The sequence below is a fragment of the Yersinia canariae genome, from assembly GCF_009831415.1.
Lineage (GTDB): Bacteria > Pseudomonadota > Gammaproteobacteria > Enterobacterales > Enterobacteriaceae > Yersinia > Yersinia canariae.
Genome location: NZ_CP043727.1, coordinates 3,649,247 through 3,666,913 on the forward strand (window position 1 = coordinate 3,649,247; position 17,667 = coordinate 3,666,913).

The window sequence follows — 17,667 nt, forward strand, 5'->3', positions numbered from 1 at the left end:
AATATCGCCTGGTAATAATTAAAATTAGTTGTCGTAGCGAAAGCGTAGCTTTTCCTGCTCACTAGCGGCTCTTGCCAGTATCCACTGACGAAAGGCGGCTATTTTACCCAGTTCTGCCTGACTGTCATGACAAACCAGATAAAAAGCATTTTTACTGACCAGCACGTCATTAAACGGGCACACCAATCGCCCCGCTTCAATCTCAGATTGAGCCATAACGTTATTCACCAACGCAATACCTTGCCCATGAACAGCGGCCTGAACCACCATCGCACTGTGGCTAAATATCGGGCCTTGCTGCACATTAATCTGTGGCACACCCAATTGGCGGGTGTATGCCATCCAATCTCGGCGGGAAGTATCATGCAACAGGGTGTGATTAGCCAGATCTGCCGGTACTTTTAATCCATTCTCGCCCATTAACAGGCTGGGAGCGCAGACAGGGAGCAAAAATTCGGCATACAGGCGCTCAGTCCGCAAACCGGTCCAATTTCCGCGACCATAAAATATCGCCACATCTACATCATCGGCAAGTTTATCCTCTTCCCGGTCTACCGCCTGAATCCTGACATCAATGCCCGGATAAGCAGCATTAAATCCAGAGAGACGGGGAACCAACCATTGAATAGCAAAACTGGGGGGAAGGCTGACAGTCAGAGCGCCTTTCGCACTGCGGGCTTGCAGCTTGCGAGTCGCTTCATTGATAGAGGTAAAAATCTCTTTGATGTCGAGGTAATAACTCTGACCTTCTTCGGTCAGCAGCAAAGAACGATTACGACGGCGGAACAGTTTTAGTCCGAGAAAATCCTCCAGTGACTTTATCTGGTGGCTAACAGCAGCTTGTGTGACAAACAATTCATCAGCGGCTTTAGTAAAACTCAGGTGGCGTGCGGCCGCATCAAAGACCCGCAAGGCATTCAGTGGTGGTAATCGTTTTGACATGAATTGGATACTTTTTTATAACGGCTCACTTTCAAGTGAAACCCTTTGTTTACTTATTAGTTTTTATAATCCGAGACATTATAAATTGTCCGTTGATGATGCGCCAGCAAATACCTATAGTGACGGCACTTCCCAAGCCGGAACGAAAAGTAGGTTTAGTATCCAGGTACTGAAATGCTTTTGGCTTTGTGGTTGTGATGTTGTGTTTGCAAATGGTCTGGTGTACCAGACATAGTAGCTAAGCTACTGTTTTTTTTTCACTTCCTGTACATTTACCCTGTCTGTCCATAGTGATTTTATGCAGCACCGCTATTTTTGCGGTGCTTTTTTTTACCCTATTTTCAGAGCTTAAATGTAAGCACCACTTTGTATTGCACAGAGTTAAGCTTAAATTTAAGTTGTTGCAGAGGGTTTCTAAGCCGGATCAGGCTTCTTTTTCAGAACAACTTCGCGGCTTAACTACTTGCCCTCAGCCATTTCTTTGACTTCTGAACGATTAATTTGCTGTTCGGTGCCATTGGCGTCGATGTAGCTTATCATCCCAGTGTCATCATCTACTTTTGGTTTACCATCAGCAACGATAGTGCGACCATCATTCGTGTGCATTACATAGTTGCTTGAACACGCTGCTAAGGTAAAAGTGAGCATAAGTGCAGAAATTACGGCAGCTGTCTTTTTCATGTGTGACTCCTTGCAGATTAAAATGCTAAAAAAATCGTTTCCATTACCAGACAAATGGTTATGCCCGTTACTATTCAGCATAACCATCTTGTGACATATTGCCAGTTATCAGGGCCATTAGCGGGCTAATTATGGCTAAAATGAGACAGTTCCGAAGTGAACCAAAGGATGCGAACAACAGAATGAAGTCTTTTAATCCAACGGATTTTCGCCAGGAATTCCCGGCAATTAACGATGAAATAATTTATCTGGACAGCGCAGCGACCGCCCTGAAACCGCGCGCCATGATTGAAGCTACCCAGTTGTTTTATCAGCAAGACTCCGCAACAGTGCACCGCAGTCAGCATCAATCGGCATTATCATTGACAGTTCGCTTTGAAGAAACCCGCCAGCAGGTAGCAGACTTTATCAATGCGCCAGACGCAGAAAATATTGTTTGGACACGGGGCACCACAGAAGCCATTAATCTGGTAGCGCAAAGCTATGCTCGCCCTCGCCTACAAGCTGGGGATGAAATCATTGTCAGCGAAGCAGAACATCATGCCAACTTAATACCCTGGCTTATGGTTGCAGAACAAACAGGTGCCAGAATAATTAAGTTGCCTATTGGCCTCGATCATCTACCTGATTTACAACAATTACCGCAGTTATTAAGCACTAAAACCCGCATATTAGCGCTTGGCCAGATGTCTAACGTCACGGGTGGCCGCCCACAATTAGCCGAAGCCATTGAACTCGCCCATCAATATGACTGCATCGTCATGGTAGATGGCGCACAAGGAATTGTGCATAGCCCGGCGGACGTTCAAGCCCTTAATATTGATTTTTATGCCTTTTCTGCCCACAAATTGTATGGGCCAACGGGGATTGGCGTACTGTATGGCAAGGCCGAATTACTGAAAGAAATGCCCGCATGGCAAGGCGGTGGCAAAATGCTCACGCATGCCTCATTTGGCGGTTTTACGCCCCATGAAGTGCCTTACCGCTTTGAAGCCGGCACTCCAAATATTGCGGGTGTGATTGGTTTATCGGCGGTGCTCAGTTGGCTGGAACATATTGATTTGGACGAAGCCGAAATCTATAGCCAAAGTCTGGCAACACTGGCGGAGCATAAGCTGGCTAAATTACCGGGTTTTCGTAGCTTTCGTTGTCAGCAATCAAGCCTGTTAGCATTCACTTTTGATGGTGTTCACCATAGTGACTTAGTGACATTATTAGCAGAGCAAGGTATCGCGCTACGCGCTGGGCAGCATTGTGCGCAACCCTTAATGGCGGCACTGGGAGTCAGTGGTAGTCTGCGTGCTTCATTTGCACCATACAATACAGAAAATGATGTTGAAATGTTGTGTACGGCGATCGGCAAAGCTCTGGAATTGTTGCAAGATTAAGTGCCTATAGAGAACTATTTAGATAAATATCAACTGGTTATAACACGAGAATATCATGATTGCTCCACACCCTTTTGGTCGCGATATCACTGCTACGAAGTTACTTGAGATGTTTAGTGCTCATAAACAGTGGGAAGATCGCTATCGCCAGTTAATCTTGCTGGCCAAGCAACTCCCACCATTGCCAGAATCATTGAAGCAAAATGAGCTGGAGTTGACGGGGTGTGAAAACCGAGTCTGGCTGGGGCATGAGTGCTTGCCAGATGGCCGTTTACATTTCTACGGCGACAGCGAAGGCCGCATTGTTCGTGGGCTGCTGGCGGTTATTCTCACCGCCGTAGAGGGTAAAATGCCACAGCAAATATTGACGGAGGATCCTTTGGCATTGCTTGACCAATTAGGATTACGGCAGCAATTAAGCACATCGCGCGCCAGCGGTTTACAGGCACTGGCGCAGGGGATACGGGCGATTGCCACTCAATATGCGCCGTGACGGTCATTGCCCCTGACGGGCGGCTTTTGCCATCATTTTTTTCAATGCATGAGACACCGCAACAAAGCCAAATGTCGCGGTGACCATCGTTGCCGAACCAAAACCTGAAGTACAATCCATCTTCTTCGGCCCTTCGGCAGTGCTGCGCGATGCGCATACCGAGCCATCACTCTGCGGGTAAACTAATGGTTCGCTGGAGAAAACGCAGTCGATCCCCAATTTGCCTTTGCTATTTTTCACCACGTTAAAATCACTTTTCAACCTTTCACGCAACTTCGCCGCTAAAGGGTCCTGAATCGTTTTCGCCAAATCCACCACTTCAATGCGAGTCGGGTCGATTTGCCCACCAGCTCCTCCCGTCGTCACCACTGGGATTTTATAACGTCGGCAATAGGACAGTAGTGCCGCTTTGGGGCGAACACTATCAATAGCATCAATAACATAGCTAAAGTTTTTATCTAAAAGCTCTGCAACATTATCCGCAGTAATAAAATCATCAATACAAGTTACCTGGCATTCAGGATTGATGGCCAGAATACGTTCCGCCATAACGGCTGTTTTAGCCTGTCCGACATGGTTCCGTAAAGCATGGATCTGGCGATTGGTATTAGTGACGCAAACATCATCCATATCAATCAATGTAATCGCGCCAATCCCCGTACGCGCCAGTGCTTCTGCCGCCCATGAACCCACGCCACCAATACCGATGACACAAATATGCGCCTGCGAAAAAAGTGTCAGCGCCTGCTGCCCATACAGGCGAGCAATACCACCAAATCGCTGTTGGTAAGCTTCAGAATGGGCGGTGCTCATAGACTTGTTACCTTCATCACTTATTACCTTTATTACCTGGAAAAACAATACGAATACAAAAGCGGCCAGTTGGCCGCCTGAGAAAGTGTAGAATCAATCACATCAAACGGCCGGTTTATTGGCCCTGATTTTTCACCAATAGTGAAGAACTATTACCGAATGGGGCCGCAGTTTTACCCCCCTGATAAGCAGTAAACAGCGGCCCGTTGCTTTGTGCATTTTTCAACACCCAAACCCGGCCATAGTGGTTGTAGAAACCTGCAGCTTGGCCCGCTTCGTGGCCAATCCCTTGATAGATATCAAAATGTTGGCCTTTAATTGCGCCCCCGACATCCAGCGCCACCATCAACCGCATCTGATATTGGCCGGTGAATTTCCCCTTATCGTCTAATAAGGGAACTTCAGCTAATAATGTGGTACCCGGTGGAATCAGGGAACGATCGGAGGCAACAGAGGCTTTAGCAATTAATGGGACGGCGCTGGCCCCTTTCACCGGTGCATACATTTCCGGTTTGAAGAAAACAAACGACGGATTCTGCTCTAACAGCTCTCTGACTTCAGCTTCGCTGTGCGTCTCAGCCCAATGGCGGATAGCTTGCATCGACATATCTGCTTTGGCCACTTCACCGCGGTCAATCAGTACCTTGCCGATACTGCGATAAGCATGGCCGTTTTTACCCGCATAGCCGAAGAAGGTTAGTGGTCGTCCATCACCATAATCAACATAACCGCTGCCCTGCACTTCCATCATAAAATTATCCACCAGCGAATTGGTGTACGCGATAATTAAATTGCGGTTATCCAATGCGCCCGAATATATAGCAGCACGATCCGGCAGACGGCGCTTTCCTTTCGCGGGCATTCGATAAAGTGGATGGCGAAATTCACCTTGCGGGGTATAGCGGGCCTGAAGCACTGGGGTGTAATAACCGGTAAATTGCACATTACCGAAATTATCCACTCCCTCCATCTGATAGGCATTCAAGCCAAACAGACTTAACTTACTGGTATCTGCTCCGGCTAACATCCAGTTTTCTACTGCACTGAATGTACTGCTGTTACGGTTATACAGACCCGGTGAAGATTGATTAATCACTTTCACCTGGTCAGAAAAATCCTTGGCGTTGACTGGCTTACCTGTTGCGTGTGGTTCATTCACCAATTCCAGTGGATGCTCCAGACGCCCATCTTTATATTGTTGCCCGCGATCGGTTGGCCGAGATTGGCAACCAGCCAGAACAGCAATCATTATTCCACTCAGTAGGTATTTGCCCCAACGACTTGTCATTTCACGCCTTCTCTTACTTATTTTTATCTACCGGCGAACGATAACAAACGCCTATAGATAAAGGAATCCGCATGCAGAAAAAAATCCCTGACGCTGTTGTGGGGAAAAAGGAAACAGATAGTTGATAAATTAATCGAAAAAACCTATTTACCTTAATTAAGTGGTAAAACTACTTGCAACAGATCTCATCCAGCGTATAGTGCGCTCAATCGGACGCGGGGTGGAGCAGCCTGGTAGCTCGTCGGGCTCATAACCCGAAGGTCGTCGGTTCAAATCCGGCCCCCGCAACCAACCGATACTGGCTACCAGCAGTGTCAAATGTCGTCCGATAGTCTTGAAAGTTAAGGCGAATTAGGTAGAATAGCAGTTCAGCAGTACAATATGTAGTGACGGACGCGGGGTGGAGCAGCCTGGTAGCTCGTCGGGCTCATAACCCGAAGGTCGTCGGTTCAAATCCGGCCCCCGCAACCAACTACATAACTCAGTAATAAAAGCAGTAAGATAGAAAATAGCATTAAGACGGACGCGGGGTGGAGCAGCCTGGTAGCTCGTCGGGCTCATAACCCGAAGGTCGTCGGTTCAAATCCGGCCCCCGCAACCAATTCTTAATCAATTTTATATCACCATCAGACACCCTCAAGGGTGTTTTTTTGTTTCTGGCTTTCCCTCCCAAAGCAAGGGCGACTCGGCCCCTGCAGTATAATATTCTCATAGCTGTGCCCAATGTATTAAAGCCGGGCCATCGCACCGCCATTTGCAAAATAAGCTTTGATACCCGCAAAGATGGATTCAGCGACTTGCTGCTGAAAATGGCTGGTTCGCAATTTTCTCTCTTCTTCCAAATTACTGATAAACGCGGTTTCAACCAAAATTGATGGAATATCAGGGGCTTTCAATACAGCAAAACCCGCCTGGTCAACCCGATTCTTGTGAAGTTTATTAATCTTCCCCATGCGGTTCAGTACTTCTTTACCAAATTTCAAGCTGTCATTGATAGTCGCAGTTTGCAGCAAATCAATCATCGTGTGGTCAAGATAGCGATCCCCACTCTTGCTAACCCCACCAATCTGGTCCGCCTCATTCTGTGTTTGCGCCAAGAAACGTGCAGCCGTGCTGGTTGCCCCTTTGGTCGATAATGCAAAGACTGAAGAACCTCTGGCTGCCTGGCTGGTAAAGGCATCGGCATGAATCGAAATGAATAAATCCGCACGTAGCTTGCGGGCTTTAGCTACCCGAACTTTTAAGGGAATAAAAACATCTTCATTGCGAGTCATAAAGACCCGCATATTCGATTCTTTCTTAATCAGCGCCTGTAGCCGGCGGGCAATTTGCAGCACAATGTCTTTCTCACGGGTTTTATTTCGGCCAATAGCACCGGGGTCTTCCCCACCGTGTCCGGGGTCTAACATGATAATTATCGGCCTATCCCGTCCTGCTTTACCTGCTTTCGGTGCTTCGGCAGGTAAAGTCCGCTCCACATTACCTTTATTGTAATCCTCCAATAATGCCAGCAATGGGTCATCTTCCGCCGAGGTTTTCCCCTCTTGCGGGTAGAGGTCCACCACCAGACGATTCCTGAACTCAGCAAAGGGTTTAAGGGTAAAGAGCTGCGGACTGATACTTTGCTTCAACTCCAAAACGAGCCGAACCGTATTTTTATCAAACTGCCCTACTCGCGCCTGTTTCAAGTAAGGATCACCGACCTGAACTTGTTTGGTCATCTCTTTTAGCACGCTGTTGAGATGCACACCTTCAATATCCACCACAATACGATCCGGATTCGTCAGCGCGAATTGGCGATACTTGAGCGGTGTATTGGATTCCAGTGTTACTCGGGTATATGTTGAAGAGGGCCAAATTCTGACGGCAATAATATGTGAAGCAGCAGCAAATCCAACTCGGCTGACACTCAGTAGCCACGCCGCGGCGGCACCTTGTAGTAGACGGCGACGCCCAGAATTATGATTTGAATCTGCCATGTCACTCCAAAATAACTACCAAAATATGAATAAAAATCGAACAAAAAAAATTCACGAGGAAAAACTTTAACGAATCGATCCCACGCTGTCATCAGAAAAACATTTTTATGTTATTCAATTTATTAATATGCATGTGTCATACATATGCATTCAATAGCAATTTCTTGCTTGCCATCTTGATCAAAAAAGAATAAAAATACAAAAATACCGAATAAAAATTCAAAGAGGATCTGCCGTGAAGGAACGTAGTACTGAACTGGTCCAGGGGTTTCGCCACTCAGTTCCCTATATCAATGCGCACCGCGGCAAGACATTTGTTGTCATGCTAGGGGGCGAGGCGATTGAGCATGAAAACTTCTCTAATATCGTTAACGATATAGGCTTGCTGCATAGCCTTGGGATCAGGCTGGTCGTGGTATATGGTGCTCGTCCGCAAATCGACAGCAATCTGGCGCAGCATCACTACGAGCCTATTTATCACAAGCACACCCGCGTGACTGATGCCCGTACATTGGAAATGGTTAAGCAAGCTGCGGGCCTATTGCAGTTGGATATCACTGCAAGATTATCAATGAGTTTGAATAATACCCCACTCCAAGGGGCGCATATCAATGTGGTCAGCGGTAACTTTATTATTGCTCAGCCCTTGGGGGTCGATGATGGTGTTGATTATTGTCACAGTGGCCGTATTCGTCGGATTGATGAGGATGCGATTCATCGCCAATTAGACAATGGCGCTATTGTGTTGCTGGGGCCAGTGGCAGTATCCGTGACCGGCGAGAGCTTTAATCTGACGTCTGAAGAAGTTGCAACTCAGTTAGCTATCAAACTGAAAGCAGAAAAAATGATCGGTTTCTGCTCATCCCAAGGGGTGACGGATAGCGAGGGTAATATTATTTCTGAGCTGTTCCCCAATGATGCTCAAAAGCGGATTGAAGATTTAGAGCAAGAAGGCGATTACAACTCTGGGACGGTACGTTTTCTACGCGGGGCAGTAAAAGCCTGCCGCAGCGGTGTACGCCGGAGCCATTTACTAAGTTATCAGGAAGATGGGTCGCTGGTACAAGAATTATTCTCCCGCGATGGTATCGGTACCCAGATTGTCATGGAGAGTGCGGAACAAGTCCGTCGCGCGACAATTAATGATATTGGCGGCATATTGGAGCTGATTCGCCCATTGGAGCAACAAGGTATCTTAGTGCGCCGCTCACGCGAACAGCTTGAGATGGAAATCGATAAATTCACCATTATCGAACGGGATAATTTAACCATTGCATGCGCAGCACTTTATCCATTCCCTGAGGAACAAATCGGTGAAATGGCCTGTGTTGCTGTACACCCGGATTACCGCAGTTCATCCCGAGGGGAAATGCTGTTAAAACGGGTCGCGAATCAAGCCCGCCAGATGGGCCTTAAAAAACTGTTTGTATTAACCACCCGCAGTATTCACTGGTTCCAGGAACGCGGTTTTACTCCTGCAGAAGTGGAAGTATTGCCGATTCAGAAGCAAGAATTATATAACTACCAACGCCGCTCAAAAATTATGTTGGCTGATTTGTAGTAGCCGCGCATCACACCAAGGGGGCTAACATCCCCCTTGGTTTTATAAAATCATCTCAGCTCATTCAAACGTTCCACCAATCCGCTAAGTCGTAGGGTGGGTGTACGAATCGCATGGCCCAACACCGTATCACTGCTATACAGAGTTAAATGCTGCCGGGCGCGAGTGATGGCGGTATAGACCAATTCTCGAGTTAATACTGGCATGAAACTATTGGGCAATACCAAGGCGGTATGTTCAAACTCAGATCCTTGGGATTTATGAACTGTCATGGCATAAGCAGTCTCATGGCGGGGAAGACGGCTCGGTTGCACGGATTTTATATTGCCATCTGGTAACTGGAAATGTACCCGCAGCTCACCTTGAGTATCATGCAAAGCAATACCAATATCGCCATTGAATAGGCCAAGAGCGCTGTCATTCAGCCCAATCATCACCGGCCGGCCAACATACCAACGCCCTGATGGTCCTGGGGGGCGCTCAATTAACCGCTTGTGGTGCAAGAGCTGTTCAATTCGCTCATTTAAGCCGCTGACACCAAATGGCCCGGAGCGTAATGTGCACAATAGTTGGTAGCGACCAAACTCTGCCAGCACATCGACAGCCCGCGCACCTGCTGTCGCCAGCTCCAGATAATGCTGATAACCGGCAACACAATCTTCCAGCAGTACCTGATAGTCTTCTGAATCGTCCAGAGAGAAACGTTCAATATCTGAATATGCTCCGTTTAAAACGGATAATGCATCCCGATACCTCCCAGCATTCACGGCTAAAGCAAGCTGCCCAATGCCGGACTTTTCATCAAAACGATAGCTTTTACGCAGCAAACACAAACTATCACGGACATTGACGGTATCGGTTTGCACATCACCAATCGGGATATTTCCCGTCAATATGCATCCTGTTAAGCGGGTTAATTGTTCAGCTCGAGATTCGCTATAGCCCAACTCAGCAAAACGGCAGATATCCCCTAGAACAGCGCCTGCTTCCACCGAGGCCAATTGATCACGGTCACCGAGAAAAATCACCTGAGCTTTGGCTGGCAATGCCGCAATAAGCCGCGCCATCATAGGTAAATCCACCATTGATGCTTCATCAACCACCAGCACATCAAGATTTAAGGGATTCCCACGGTGATAACGAAGGCGCTGACTATTGGGTTGTGCGCCCAACAAACGGTGCAATGTGGACGCCTGGTCCGGAAATAGCTTGCGCTCATGCTCAGTCAGCGAAAGTTGGCGAATAGCGTTACCCAGTGATTCGGTCAAGCGGGCAGCAGCTTTACCGGTTGGGGCGGCAAGTTGGATACGTAAACGTTGCCCCTGACTGAGTTGTATCAACGCAGTCAATAACTTGGCGACAGTCGTCGTTTTACCCGTTCCTGGCCCACCGGAAATCACAGAAATACGGCGGGTCGCAGCAACAGCAGCAGCCACTTTTTGCCAATCGACCTCAGTATCCGCCAGCCCAAATAGACGGTCGAGCGTCTCTCTTAGTAATACTTCATTTACGTCTCTGGCATCGTTGATAAATGACGCGGTATTGTCACTGGCAATAAAGCGCACCACATCCCCTTCGTATTGCCACATCCGTTGTAGATACAAGCGGCTATTTTGCAAAACTAGTGGTGTTGGTTGTGAGCCATCACTGACTGCTGAAGAGTTGTTGAGTGCCTGTATCCACTGTAATTGATCCGGCGTACCAGCCGCCTGCCATAGCGCTTGTGATAGCACCGGCTGCCGCCCGCCAAATAGCTGATCGGGCTGTAAATAACTCAGCGGCAGACACACATGCCCAGCACCAGCTTCAGCACTGAGAACAGCTGCGGCCAATTGCAGCATCGGGGCGTTGTCACCCGCTATCATGCGCGAGAACTGAACATCCAGCGGGCGTAGTAAGTGGTCACGAACTGCCTGCTCCAGTAATGTCATCATATTGATGTGTCCTCACCGGCTCTGGCGGTATCGCTTTTGTCACTCATATGCAGATCTGCCTCACGGCCACTGAATAAACAATCCATTCCCTCAATAAGCTCCCGTTCAGGTCGGCAGCTAAAAATACCATTCCCCGGACACTGGCTATCAACACCACGTAGGAAGAGATAAATAACGCCCCCAAAATCGCGTTGATAATCATAATTACCCAGCCGATGGCGTAAATAACGGTGTAACGCCAGGGTATAAAGTTGATATTGCAAGTCATAGCGATGCTCAGCCATAGCTTGAGCCATCGCCTCATCGGTATAGGCGGTGCTGTTTTCACCTAACCAATTTGATTTGTAATCTAATAAGTAATACTTCCCATGCCAGCAGAAAACCAAGTCAATAAACCCTTTCAACATCCCTCGGACTTGCTGAAAATCCAACACCGGGCATTGACGGGAAAGCGGGTCATAGCGCTTGATTAAGGTATCTAATTCTTTCGCGTGTAGCAGTTGCTCAATCGGCAAATAAAATTGCAACTCAGCCTGTTTGCTGTGTGCGGACAATCCCGCCAATCTCACACCAGTTTCATTCAGGGGCGCTTGTATAATGTCATTTAGCCATTGATACAACATAGGTGACCAGTGATCGCCAAAGCCTTGTTGCTGTAGTTGCTCTGTCAGCCAGTCTTGCTCAATAGGCTGACTGAAATCCAGTGATTCAAGTAAATCATGCAGGAAAGTCCCCGGAGCTGCACCTCGGGGGAAGGTATGAGGAGTTAACTGAGATTCTGTTATTAATGCCTGCTCACCAACAGCATCAGTATCCAGCCGTGGTAATAGTTCCTGTAATGGCGTATTGAGCGCCAGTGATGTACTACTTTTGCTCGAACCATGCTGTTGTAGGCCGGAATAACTGGTGACACGCCAAAAATCTTGTATTTGGCGGCTAAACTGGCGCGCAGCCAGTGTGGGTAATTCTGCCAACTGGGGCTGCCAAGGCGTTTCATCTAACTGTCCGGCGTGTGAAACAGAGATATCCCCACCTGCCAACACGGTTAATTCTGCAAGGTTATCAGCCAGATACTGCGCATCACCCACCTTACCCCGCTGCACCAGATAACCTAACGCACTCAGGTGCATGTCACTTTCACCCTGTTTTTTTCGCCCACCTTTAATCAGCGGAGCAATACCAACACTGCAATGATAAACCGCGCGAGTGAGTGCGACGTATAGTAGCCGTAAGTCTTCAGCCAGGCGCTCTTCCTCCGCCAAAGCCTGGCTCTCTTCATCAGCATTCAGGTCCAGTAATGCCTCAAAGCTATGACGATCATGATAGAGCACGTCCTGCTGCTGTCGGAAATTACCCACAAAAGGTAGCCACACCAGCGGATACTCTAGCCCTTTCGATTTATGTATAGTAATAACCTGCACCAAATGGCGGTCACTTTCCAAACGCAGTTGTTGATTATCGGACTGATGGTTGGGTTGTGCTATTTGTTGTGCTAGCCAACGGATGAGTGCGTGCTCACTATCAAGCTGAGATGCCGCTTCTTGCAATAACTCGCCCAAATGCAGCAAGTCGGTCAGTCGCCTTTCCCCACCCTGGGTTGCTAGCAGGTTTTCAGCTAAATGGCGGCGAGCCATAATCTCTCGTAGCATCGGGAGCACCCCACGGCGCTGCCAGTGCTGGCGGTAACCATCAAACTCATCAACCAAAGCATCCCAAGCCCGCTCATCGTGATTCAAACCATCTAGCATTTGTGCGTCCAACCCCATCATGCCGGTTGCCATGGCGCTACGTAATGCCCGCTCCTGCTCAGGAGCCAGAGCTGCTTGCAATAGCCACAGTAAATCCTTGGCCTCGGCAGTATCAAATACACTGTCACGATTAGATAAATAAACAGATGGGATTGCCAATGCACTGAGGGCATCGCGGACCAACGCAGCTTCTGCCCGGCTGCGCACCAATATAGTGATATCAGATGCCTGAACCGGCCTTGAGTTGCTGGCTGTCACTAATTGTGCCTGCCCCTTCTGGCCAGCAGTGAGCCAGTCGCGTATTTGAGCAGCACACTGTCGTGCCATTAATTGTTGGTACTCACTAACCCCAACACCCTCGCCCGGCTGCAACCAGAAAGACAATGCGGGTTGTTTTTTGCCTTTTATTTCAAATGATAACCGCTTATTTCTTTCCGCAGGTGTGACGTTGATAAAGGGGATTTGTTTAAACAAAAAAGGAACATCGACTAAACTAAAAAGCCGGTTCACTGACTGCACCATCGGAAAAGATGAGCGCCAATTGGTCTCAAGTGTGTAGTGGGCACTTACTTCAGAGCGAGCACGGATATAAGTGAAAATATCAGCGCCGCGGAAAGCATAAATAGCCTGTTTGGGATCCCCAATCAGCAATAAACCACACTCTCCTTGCCCACCATAAAGTGTGTGAAAAATACGATATTGTTGCGGGTCAGTGTCTTGAAACTCATCAATCATAGCGACGGGATAACGAGAGCGAATAGATTGAGCTAACAATTCTCCACCCGGCTGCTGCAATGCCGCATCCAATTTACTGAGCAGATCATCAAACCCCAGTTCAGCACGTTGCCGTTTTTCTTGTTGTACCGAGGCTCGTATCTCACTGATTGCTCGAGCTAAAATCAGGTCTCTGAGTGTCAGAGGTTGCTCAAATATACGGTCTATGGAACTGAATAAATCGTGTTGTGGGGCTACGCCTTTTTTTGTTTTTTCAAACAAGACTGACTGGCGAAATTTCTCCAACTCTTTGGGTAACTGATAATCACCGGTTTCTTGCTCAGCCCAAAGCCCCACTTTTTCTAGCCAGTTAGGTAAATACCGGGCACTGTAGCTGCGTTTATCAACACCAGACCCACTAATCAACGCTTCTAACTCTGGAGCCGCTGCACGCCATTGTGTTTTAAGCTCATCAATTTGCACCACTATCTGTTGATGCCGGCTGAATATCGTTTCATCCTCACCGGGCGCTTGCCGAAATTTCGGTGTTTCACCTTGCAAGTAAGCAGAAAGATCTTTAAGTAATGCCTCCGGCCCACTCCATTCCTGGCTAATCGCTCTGGCAATGGCCAACGGGAGCGGATAACAATGGCGTCGCCAGAAATCAGCACAAGCTTGCCGACGCAATGGCAGTTCGTCTTGCACCAAGGTCTGTTCGAACAAAATGCCAGATTCAAATGCATTGTTAGCGAGCATTCTCTGACAAAAACCGTGAATAGTATAAATTGCCGCTTCATCCATTTGGCGCTCAGCCGCCAGCAATTGTGCTGAGGCCTCACTCAAATCAATGATTTCAGCTAGCAAAGCCTGATGCATTGGGTCATCACTGACTCCCCGCACGCACGCGATTCGCAACTGATGAATATTGTCACGAATTCGCCCTCTTAACTCCTCCGTTGCTGCCTCGGTAAAAGTCACCACCAGGATTTCTTCAACCATTAAGGGGCGGCTAAATGCTGCATTACCCCCCAAGCCAAGCAGCAATCTGAGATAGAGAACCCCGATGGTAAAAGTCTTACCAGTACCAGCAGAGGCCTCAATCAGCCTCTCACCATACAAGGGGAGCGTTAGCGGCTCCAGCCGCTGGGGAGTCATTGATGTCATGGAGCCAATACCTTCTGCGGTAAAGTCGCTTGCAAGGCTGACGTGGTTGGGTAGGTCGTCCATCCTTTAAGCACAGCATACCCACCGGTCGTTTGCCCTTGGCCTTTAACCTGAGAAAGCAGTGCCAAACCTTGTGGTTTGATAACAGCTTGCTGGAAGAAATCTGCCAATGCAGTGTTCGTCAGCAGTTTCACCTGAGTAATCATTTTCTCACGGCTATCAAACGCAAAATTATTGCGATTAAAATCATTACTGTAGCGGCTGGCTTCTTCATCTAGCGTTTGAGGGCGTTGCAGTAATTGGTTGATTAGTGCTTGTTTATATTGTTCAAAATCAGCCGGTTTCATTTCACGCAGACGCTTTTCAGCTTGTGGATAGAAAGCAAGATAGCGCTGATACAGATAATCGGGCTGCTTACTATTACTTTGCAGTAAGAAACCTAAGCCCCATTGGCGACCAACTGACATTGGGAAGGCAAATACCGCGTAGCCGAGTTGCTCTGCTGTGCGCAGTTGATCATAGAACCACGGCTGTACAATTTGCCCCAACAAAGCGCTGTATGCCATACCTTCAATTTCTGTATAACCTGTTGGCACATAGACGGCTGCCAGCGCAGCATCAGAGCTGCTGCTAAGCCGTTCCATATTGGCAAGCTGCGCTTTATCAACCACGACATCCTCGCCAGTCCACCAGATTGTCCCAGTCAAACTGAGTTGTTTTTTCAATGACTCGGTTAAAGAAATCACCTGCTGGGCTGTCATATTACCTACCGCCAAGACTTCTACCGCTGACTGCTTGAGTAAGCCATCGCGATAAGTCACAACATCTTGCACACTGATGCTGTCCAGCAATTTACGCCGCTCGCTGCGTTCGGAATAAGGGATATGAGACAGTAACTTAGCTGGCTGAATGGCCAATTCATAAGCCTTGCCCTTCTCGGCGACTTCCAGTTGCTCACGATACCAAGACTTAGCTTGTGCCAATTGATCTTTTGTTGGAGTGAAGCTGGAATAACCCTCAACTAAAGAAGTCAGCAACTGCGGCATCCGCTGAGTGAAGCCATTTGCACTGACATACAAACCATTATTTGGCGCGGTTGAGAAGCTGATTCCACCTATTGAGGCCTGATAACTCAGCTCATCAAGTGATAACCCAGCCAGATAATCAGTCAAAGCAAAAAGAACCTGATGACGGGCGGTGTCCAGAGCATGTGGGTTACGAAAAGCAACAGAGATATCGGCTTTCGGTTCGTCAGCAAAGTACTGACTTGGCATGTAGAACACCCGTAACCCTGGCTGTTCTGTAACTTTCTGCGGCCGGGTAATATTTTTATCCGCTTTAATTAAAGAGAAGTTATCCGGAATGTAAGGGTTAAGAGTCGGTAAACTCAGCGTGATATCTTTGCCCAGTTTTTGCCATTCTTGCCTCTCTTGTGGGCTTATTTTATTGACCTGATAAGGGGCATCAACAAAATAGGCGACTTTGTTATGAGGTTCTTCTGGGCTGACAAACCAAATACGGGCATTTTCTGGTGTCATTTCAGCCAGTCGCGCAGCAATGGCTTTCGGATCATAGTGATCAGCCAGATAAGGGGCATCAAGCACATGCTCGACAGGCACCCGCAGCATCATATCCACTAGCCACTCGATGTAATCCATATCCCGCGTGATTGAGGGATAGCGGAAATCCAGATTCAATACATGGGCGATTTCATCAAAATAGCTCTTTTCAATGCCATCTTTGTGCAGCATGTTGATGTAATCAAAAATGGCGGCAACCACGACATCACGATTGGCCAACCCTTTATCGGTAAGTGATACAGAAATGGAGAATACGCCGCCATTCCTATCTACCATGGGGTCAGCCCCAGCATTGATTGCATCTGCCAACCCTTGTTTTTGCAGCCAGTCAGATAAGGTGTCTTTGCTACGATTTCCTATCAAATAACTAATATAGGTATCTGTTTTACTACGGAACTCTGCACTGTTGTTGTCAATGCGAAAATCTACTTTTAGCTGTTTGCGAGGTTGAGCAGGAACATAGTGGATAATAATGCCGGTTTGATCCGGTGTGACCGCCGGTACTGTAATTGGTGGTACTTTCGCATCCCGATTAGGAATTCGGCCAAAGGTATCAGCCGCTAATTGTGCTAATTGTTCCAAAGACTGATTGCTATAGAGCACACCCACCATCAGGTTGGCGGAGTAATAATGATGATAGAAACTCAAAAGTTCATCATGTAGTTTGCCATCTGGCTTATCTTTAAGTGTATCCAGATTGCCGCCGGAAAAACGCGCACTCGGGTGAGCTGGATTAAGCGTTTCCGCATTCACCTGTGCCATACGCATACCATCGCGTGAGCGGGCCATCGTCAATTCGGCATTCACCGCGTTGCGTTCGCGGTCGGCATTAATGGGGTCTAACAGCGGCTCCGCAATAGCATCAGCCAAGCGGTCAACCGCCGGGGCCAATGCATCATTTTCAATTTCAAGATAATAAGCGGTTCGATAAGAAGCCGTACTCGCATTATGGCTACCACCATGCTTTTTCAAGAACTCAGAGAAACTGCCTGGCTCAGGAAAACGCTTAGAGCCCATCAGTAACATATGCTCCAAATAATGGGCTAATCCCAGTTGATTATTAGGATCTTCCAGTGACCCGACAGGCAATGCCAAAGCAGCCAAGGATTTGGGTGCCTGCGCATCAGAGACCAGCAACACTGTCATACCATTAGGCAATTTTATTGCCTGATATTTACGCAGGTCATGTTCACTTTTGTGGATAACCTCTGCCAGTGGTTGCCATGCAGGAGTGTCCGCCCAACTCAGTGGGGCCAACAAACCTAGTAAGAAAAATATGCCAATGATGCGGGCAAACTGTTTATGCATTCCGTTTCTCCCCTAACCCCTTAAAATTGCCGCTAAAACATATATTCGGCTTCTGGTATTCAATATGTACTAAA

The 17,667-nt window shown here is 47.8% G+C and carries 11 protein-coding genes and 3 tRNA genes; 6 read left to right on the plus strand and 8 right to left on the minus strand.

From position 1 onward, the window contains the following. Positions 1-24: 24 nt before the first annotated feature. Together F0T03_RS16830 and F0T03_RS16835 are read right to left on the minus strand one after the other, a co-directional pair. Positions 25-942, minus strand: a complete 918-nt coding sequence (locus F0T03_RS16830; RefSeq protein ID WP_145555972.1) for a transcriptional regulator GcvA — start codon at positions 940-942, stop codon at positions 25-27. 459 nt (positions 943-1,401) lie between these two features. After that, positions 1,402-1,623: a YgdI/YgdR family lipoprotein gene (locus F0T03_RS16835; protein WP_025377222.1), complete on the minus strand. Its 222-nt coding sequence runs from the start codon at positions 1,621-1,623 to the stop codon at positions 1,402-1,404. A 182-nt stretch (positions 1,624-1,805) separates the two neighbouring features. Between F0T03_RS16835 and csdA the strand changes: the two genes are divergently transcribed. Both csdA and csdE read left to right on the plus strand, forming a co-directional pair. After that, positions 1,806-3,011 carry a cysteine desulfurase CsdA gene (gene csdA, locus F0T03_RS16840; RefSeq protein WP_162526969.1) on the plus strand — a complete coding sequence of 402 codons (1,206 nt, stop codon included), beginning with the start codon at positions 1,806-1,808 and terminating at the stop codon, positions 3,009-3,011. A gap of 55 nt (positions 3,012-3,066) precedes the next feature. Further along, positions 3,067-3,504: a cysteine desulfurase sulfur acceptor subunit CsdE gene (csdE, locus tag F0T03_RS16845; RefSeq protein WP_208787086.1), complete on the plus strand. Its 438-nt coding sequence runs from the start codon at positions 3,067-3,069 to the stop codon at positions 3,502-3,504. A gap of 3 nt (positions 3,505-3,507) precedes the next feature. On the opposite strand, the gene tcdA is transcribed toward csdE, so the two are convergent. Next, on the minus strand, positions 3,508-4,317 hold the full coding sequence (tcdA, locus tag F0T03_RS16850) for a tRNA cyclic N6-threonylcarbamoyladenosine(37) synthase TcdA (RefSeq protein ID WP_145555974.1): 810 nt from the start codon (positions 4,315-4,317) through the stop codon (positions 3,508-3,510). Between the two features lie 115 nt (positions 4,318-4,432). Continuing rightward, entirely contained in the window at positions 4,433-5,605 is a 1,173-nt protein-coding gene (mltA, locus tag F0T03_RS16855) for a murein transglycosylase A (RefSeq protein WP_145555975.1), read from the minus strand. 214 nt (positions 5,606-5,819) lie between these two features. Here mltA and F0T03_RS16860 point away from each other — a divergent pair. From F0T03_RS16860 to F0T03_RS16870, 3 genes are all read left to right on the plus strand, one after another. Next, positions 5,820-5,896 (plus strand) — tRNA-Met (locus F0T03_RS16860). A gap of 103 nt (positions 5,897-5,999) precedes the next feature. Then, positions 6,000-6,076, plus strand: a tRNA-Met gene (locus F0T03_RS16865). A gap of 53 nt (positions 6,077-6,129) precedes the next feature. Further along, positions 6,130-6,206 (plus strand) — tRNA-Met (locus F0T03_RS16870). A gap of 127 nt (positions 6,207-6,333) precedes the next feature. Here the strand turns inward: F0T03_RS16870 and amiC are convergent. Then, positions 6,334-7,584: an N-acetylmuramoyl-L-alanine amidase AmiC gene (gene amiC / locus F0T03_RS16875; RefSeq protein WP_145555976.1), complete on the minus strand. Its 1,251-nt coding sequence runs from the start codon at positions 7,582-7,584 to the stop codon at positions 6,334-6,336. 235 nt (positions 7,585-7,819) lie between these two features. Between amiC and argA the strand changes: the two genes are divergently transcribed. Continuing rightward, the gene (gene argA / locus F0T03_RS16880; protein WP_159679584.1) at positions 7,820-9,145 is read left to right on the plus strand and encodes an amino-acid N-acetyltransferase; all 1,326 of its coding nucleotides are present in this window, start codon (positions 7,820-7,822) and stop codon (positions 9,143-9,145) included. Positions 9,146-9,195: 50 nt separating this feature from the next. On the opposite strand, the gene recD is transcribed toward argA, so the two are convergent. Genes recD through ptrA form a run of 3 tightly spaced genes read right to left on the minus strand, consistent with a single transcriptional unit; the run spans position 9,196 to position 17,593 of the window. Beyond that, positions 9,196-11,079 (minus strand): exodeoxyribonuclease V subunit alpha, encoded by a 1,884-nt coding sequence (gene recD, locus F0T03_RS16885; protein WP_159679586.1) that lies wholly within the window; start codon positions 11,077-11,079, stop codon positions 9,196-9,198. Continuing rightward, the gene (recB, locus tag F0T03_RS16890) at positions 11,076-14,705 is read right to left on the minus strand and encodes an exodeoxyribonuclease V subunit beta (protein WP_159679588.1); all 3,630 of its coding nucleotides are present in this window, start codon (positions 14,703-14,705) and stop codon (positions 11,076-11,078) included. Before recB ends, recD begins: the two co-directional genes overlap by 4 nt. Next, positions 14,702-17,593, minus strand: coding sequence for a pitrilysin (gene ptrA, locus F0T03_RS16895; protein ID WP_159679590.1), 2,892 nt, complete (start codon positions 17,591-17,593; stop codon positions 14,702-14,704). Before ptrA ends, recB begins: the two co-directional genes overlap by 4 nt. Between the last annotated feature and the right edge of the window lie 74 nt (positions 17,594-17,667).

What these genes read in the sequence shown, in the direction of transcription:
- F0T03_RS16830 (WP_145555972.1), bottom strand. Translation starts at nt 942, where the DNA reads ATGTCAAAACGATTACCACCACTGAATGCCTTGCGGGTCTTTGATGCG.
- F0T03_RS16835 (WP_025377222.1), bottom strand. Translation starts at nt 1,623, where the DNA reads ATGAAAAAGACAGCTGCCGTAATTTCTGCACTTATGCTCACTTTTACC.
- csdA (WP_162526969.1), top strand. Translation starts at nt 1,806, where the DNA reads ATGAAGTCTTTTAATCCAACGGATTTTCGCCAGGAATTCCCGGCAATT.
- csdE (WP_208787086.1), top strand. Translation starts at nt 3,067, where the DNA reads ATGATTGCTCCACACCCTTTTGGTCGCGATATCACTGCTACGAAGTTA.
- tcdA (WP_145555974.1), bottom strand. Translation starts at nt 4,317, where the DNA reads ATGAGCACCGCCCATTCTGAAGCTTACCAACAGCGATTTGGTGGTATT.
- mltA (WP_145555975.1), bottom strand. Translation starts at nt 5,605, where the DNA reads ATGACAAGTCGTTGGGGCAAATACCTACTGAGTGGAATAATGATTGCT.
- amiC (WP_145555976.1), bottom strand. Translation starts at nt 7,584, where the DNA reads ATGGCAGATTCAAATCATAATTCTGGGCGTCGCCGTCTACTACAAGGT.
- recD (WP_159679586.1), bottom strand. Translation starts at nt 11,079, where the DNA reads ATGATGACATTACTGGAGCAGGCAGTTCGTGACCACTTACTACGCCCG.
- recB (WP_159679588.1), bottom strand. Translation starts at nt 14,705, where the DNA reads ATGACATCAATGACTCCCCAGCGGCTGGAGCCGCTAACGCTCCCCTTG.
- ptrA (WP_159679590.1), bottom strand. Translation starts at nt 17,593, where the DNA reads ATGCATAAACAGTTTGCCCGCATCATTGGCATATTTTTCTTACTAGGT.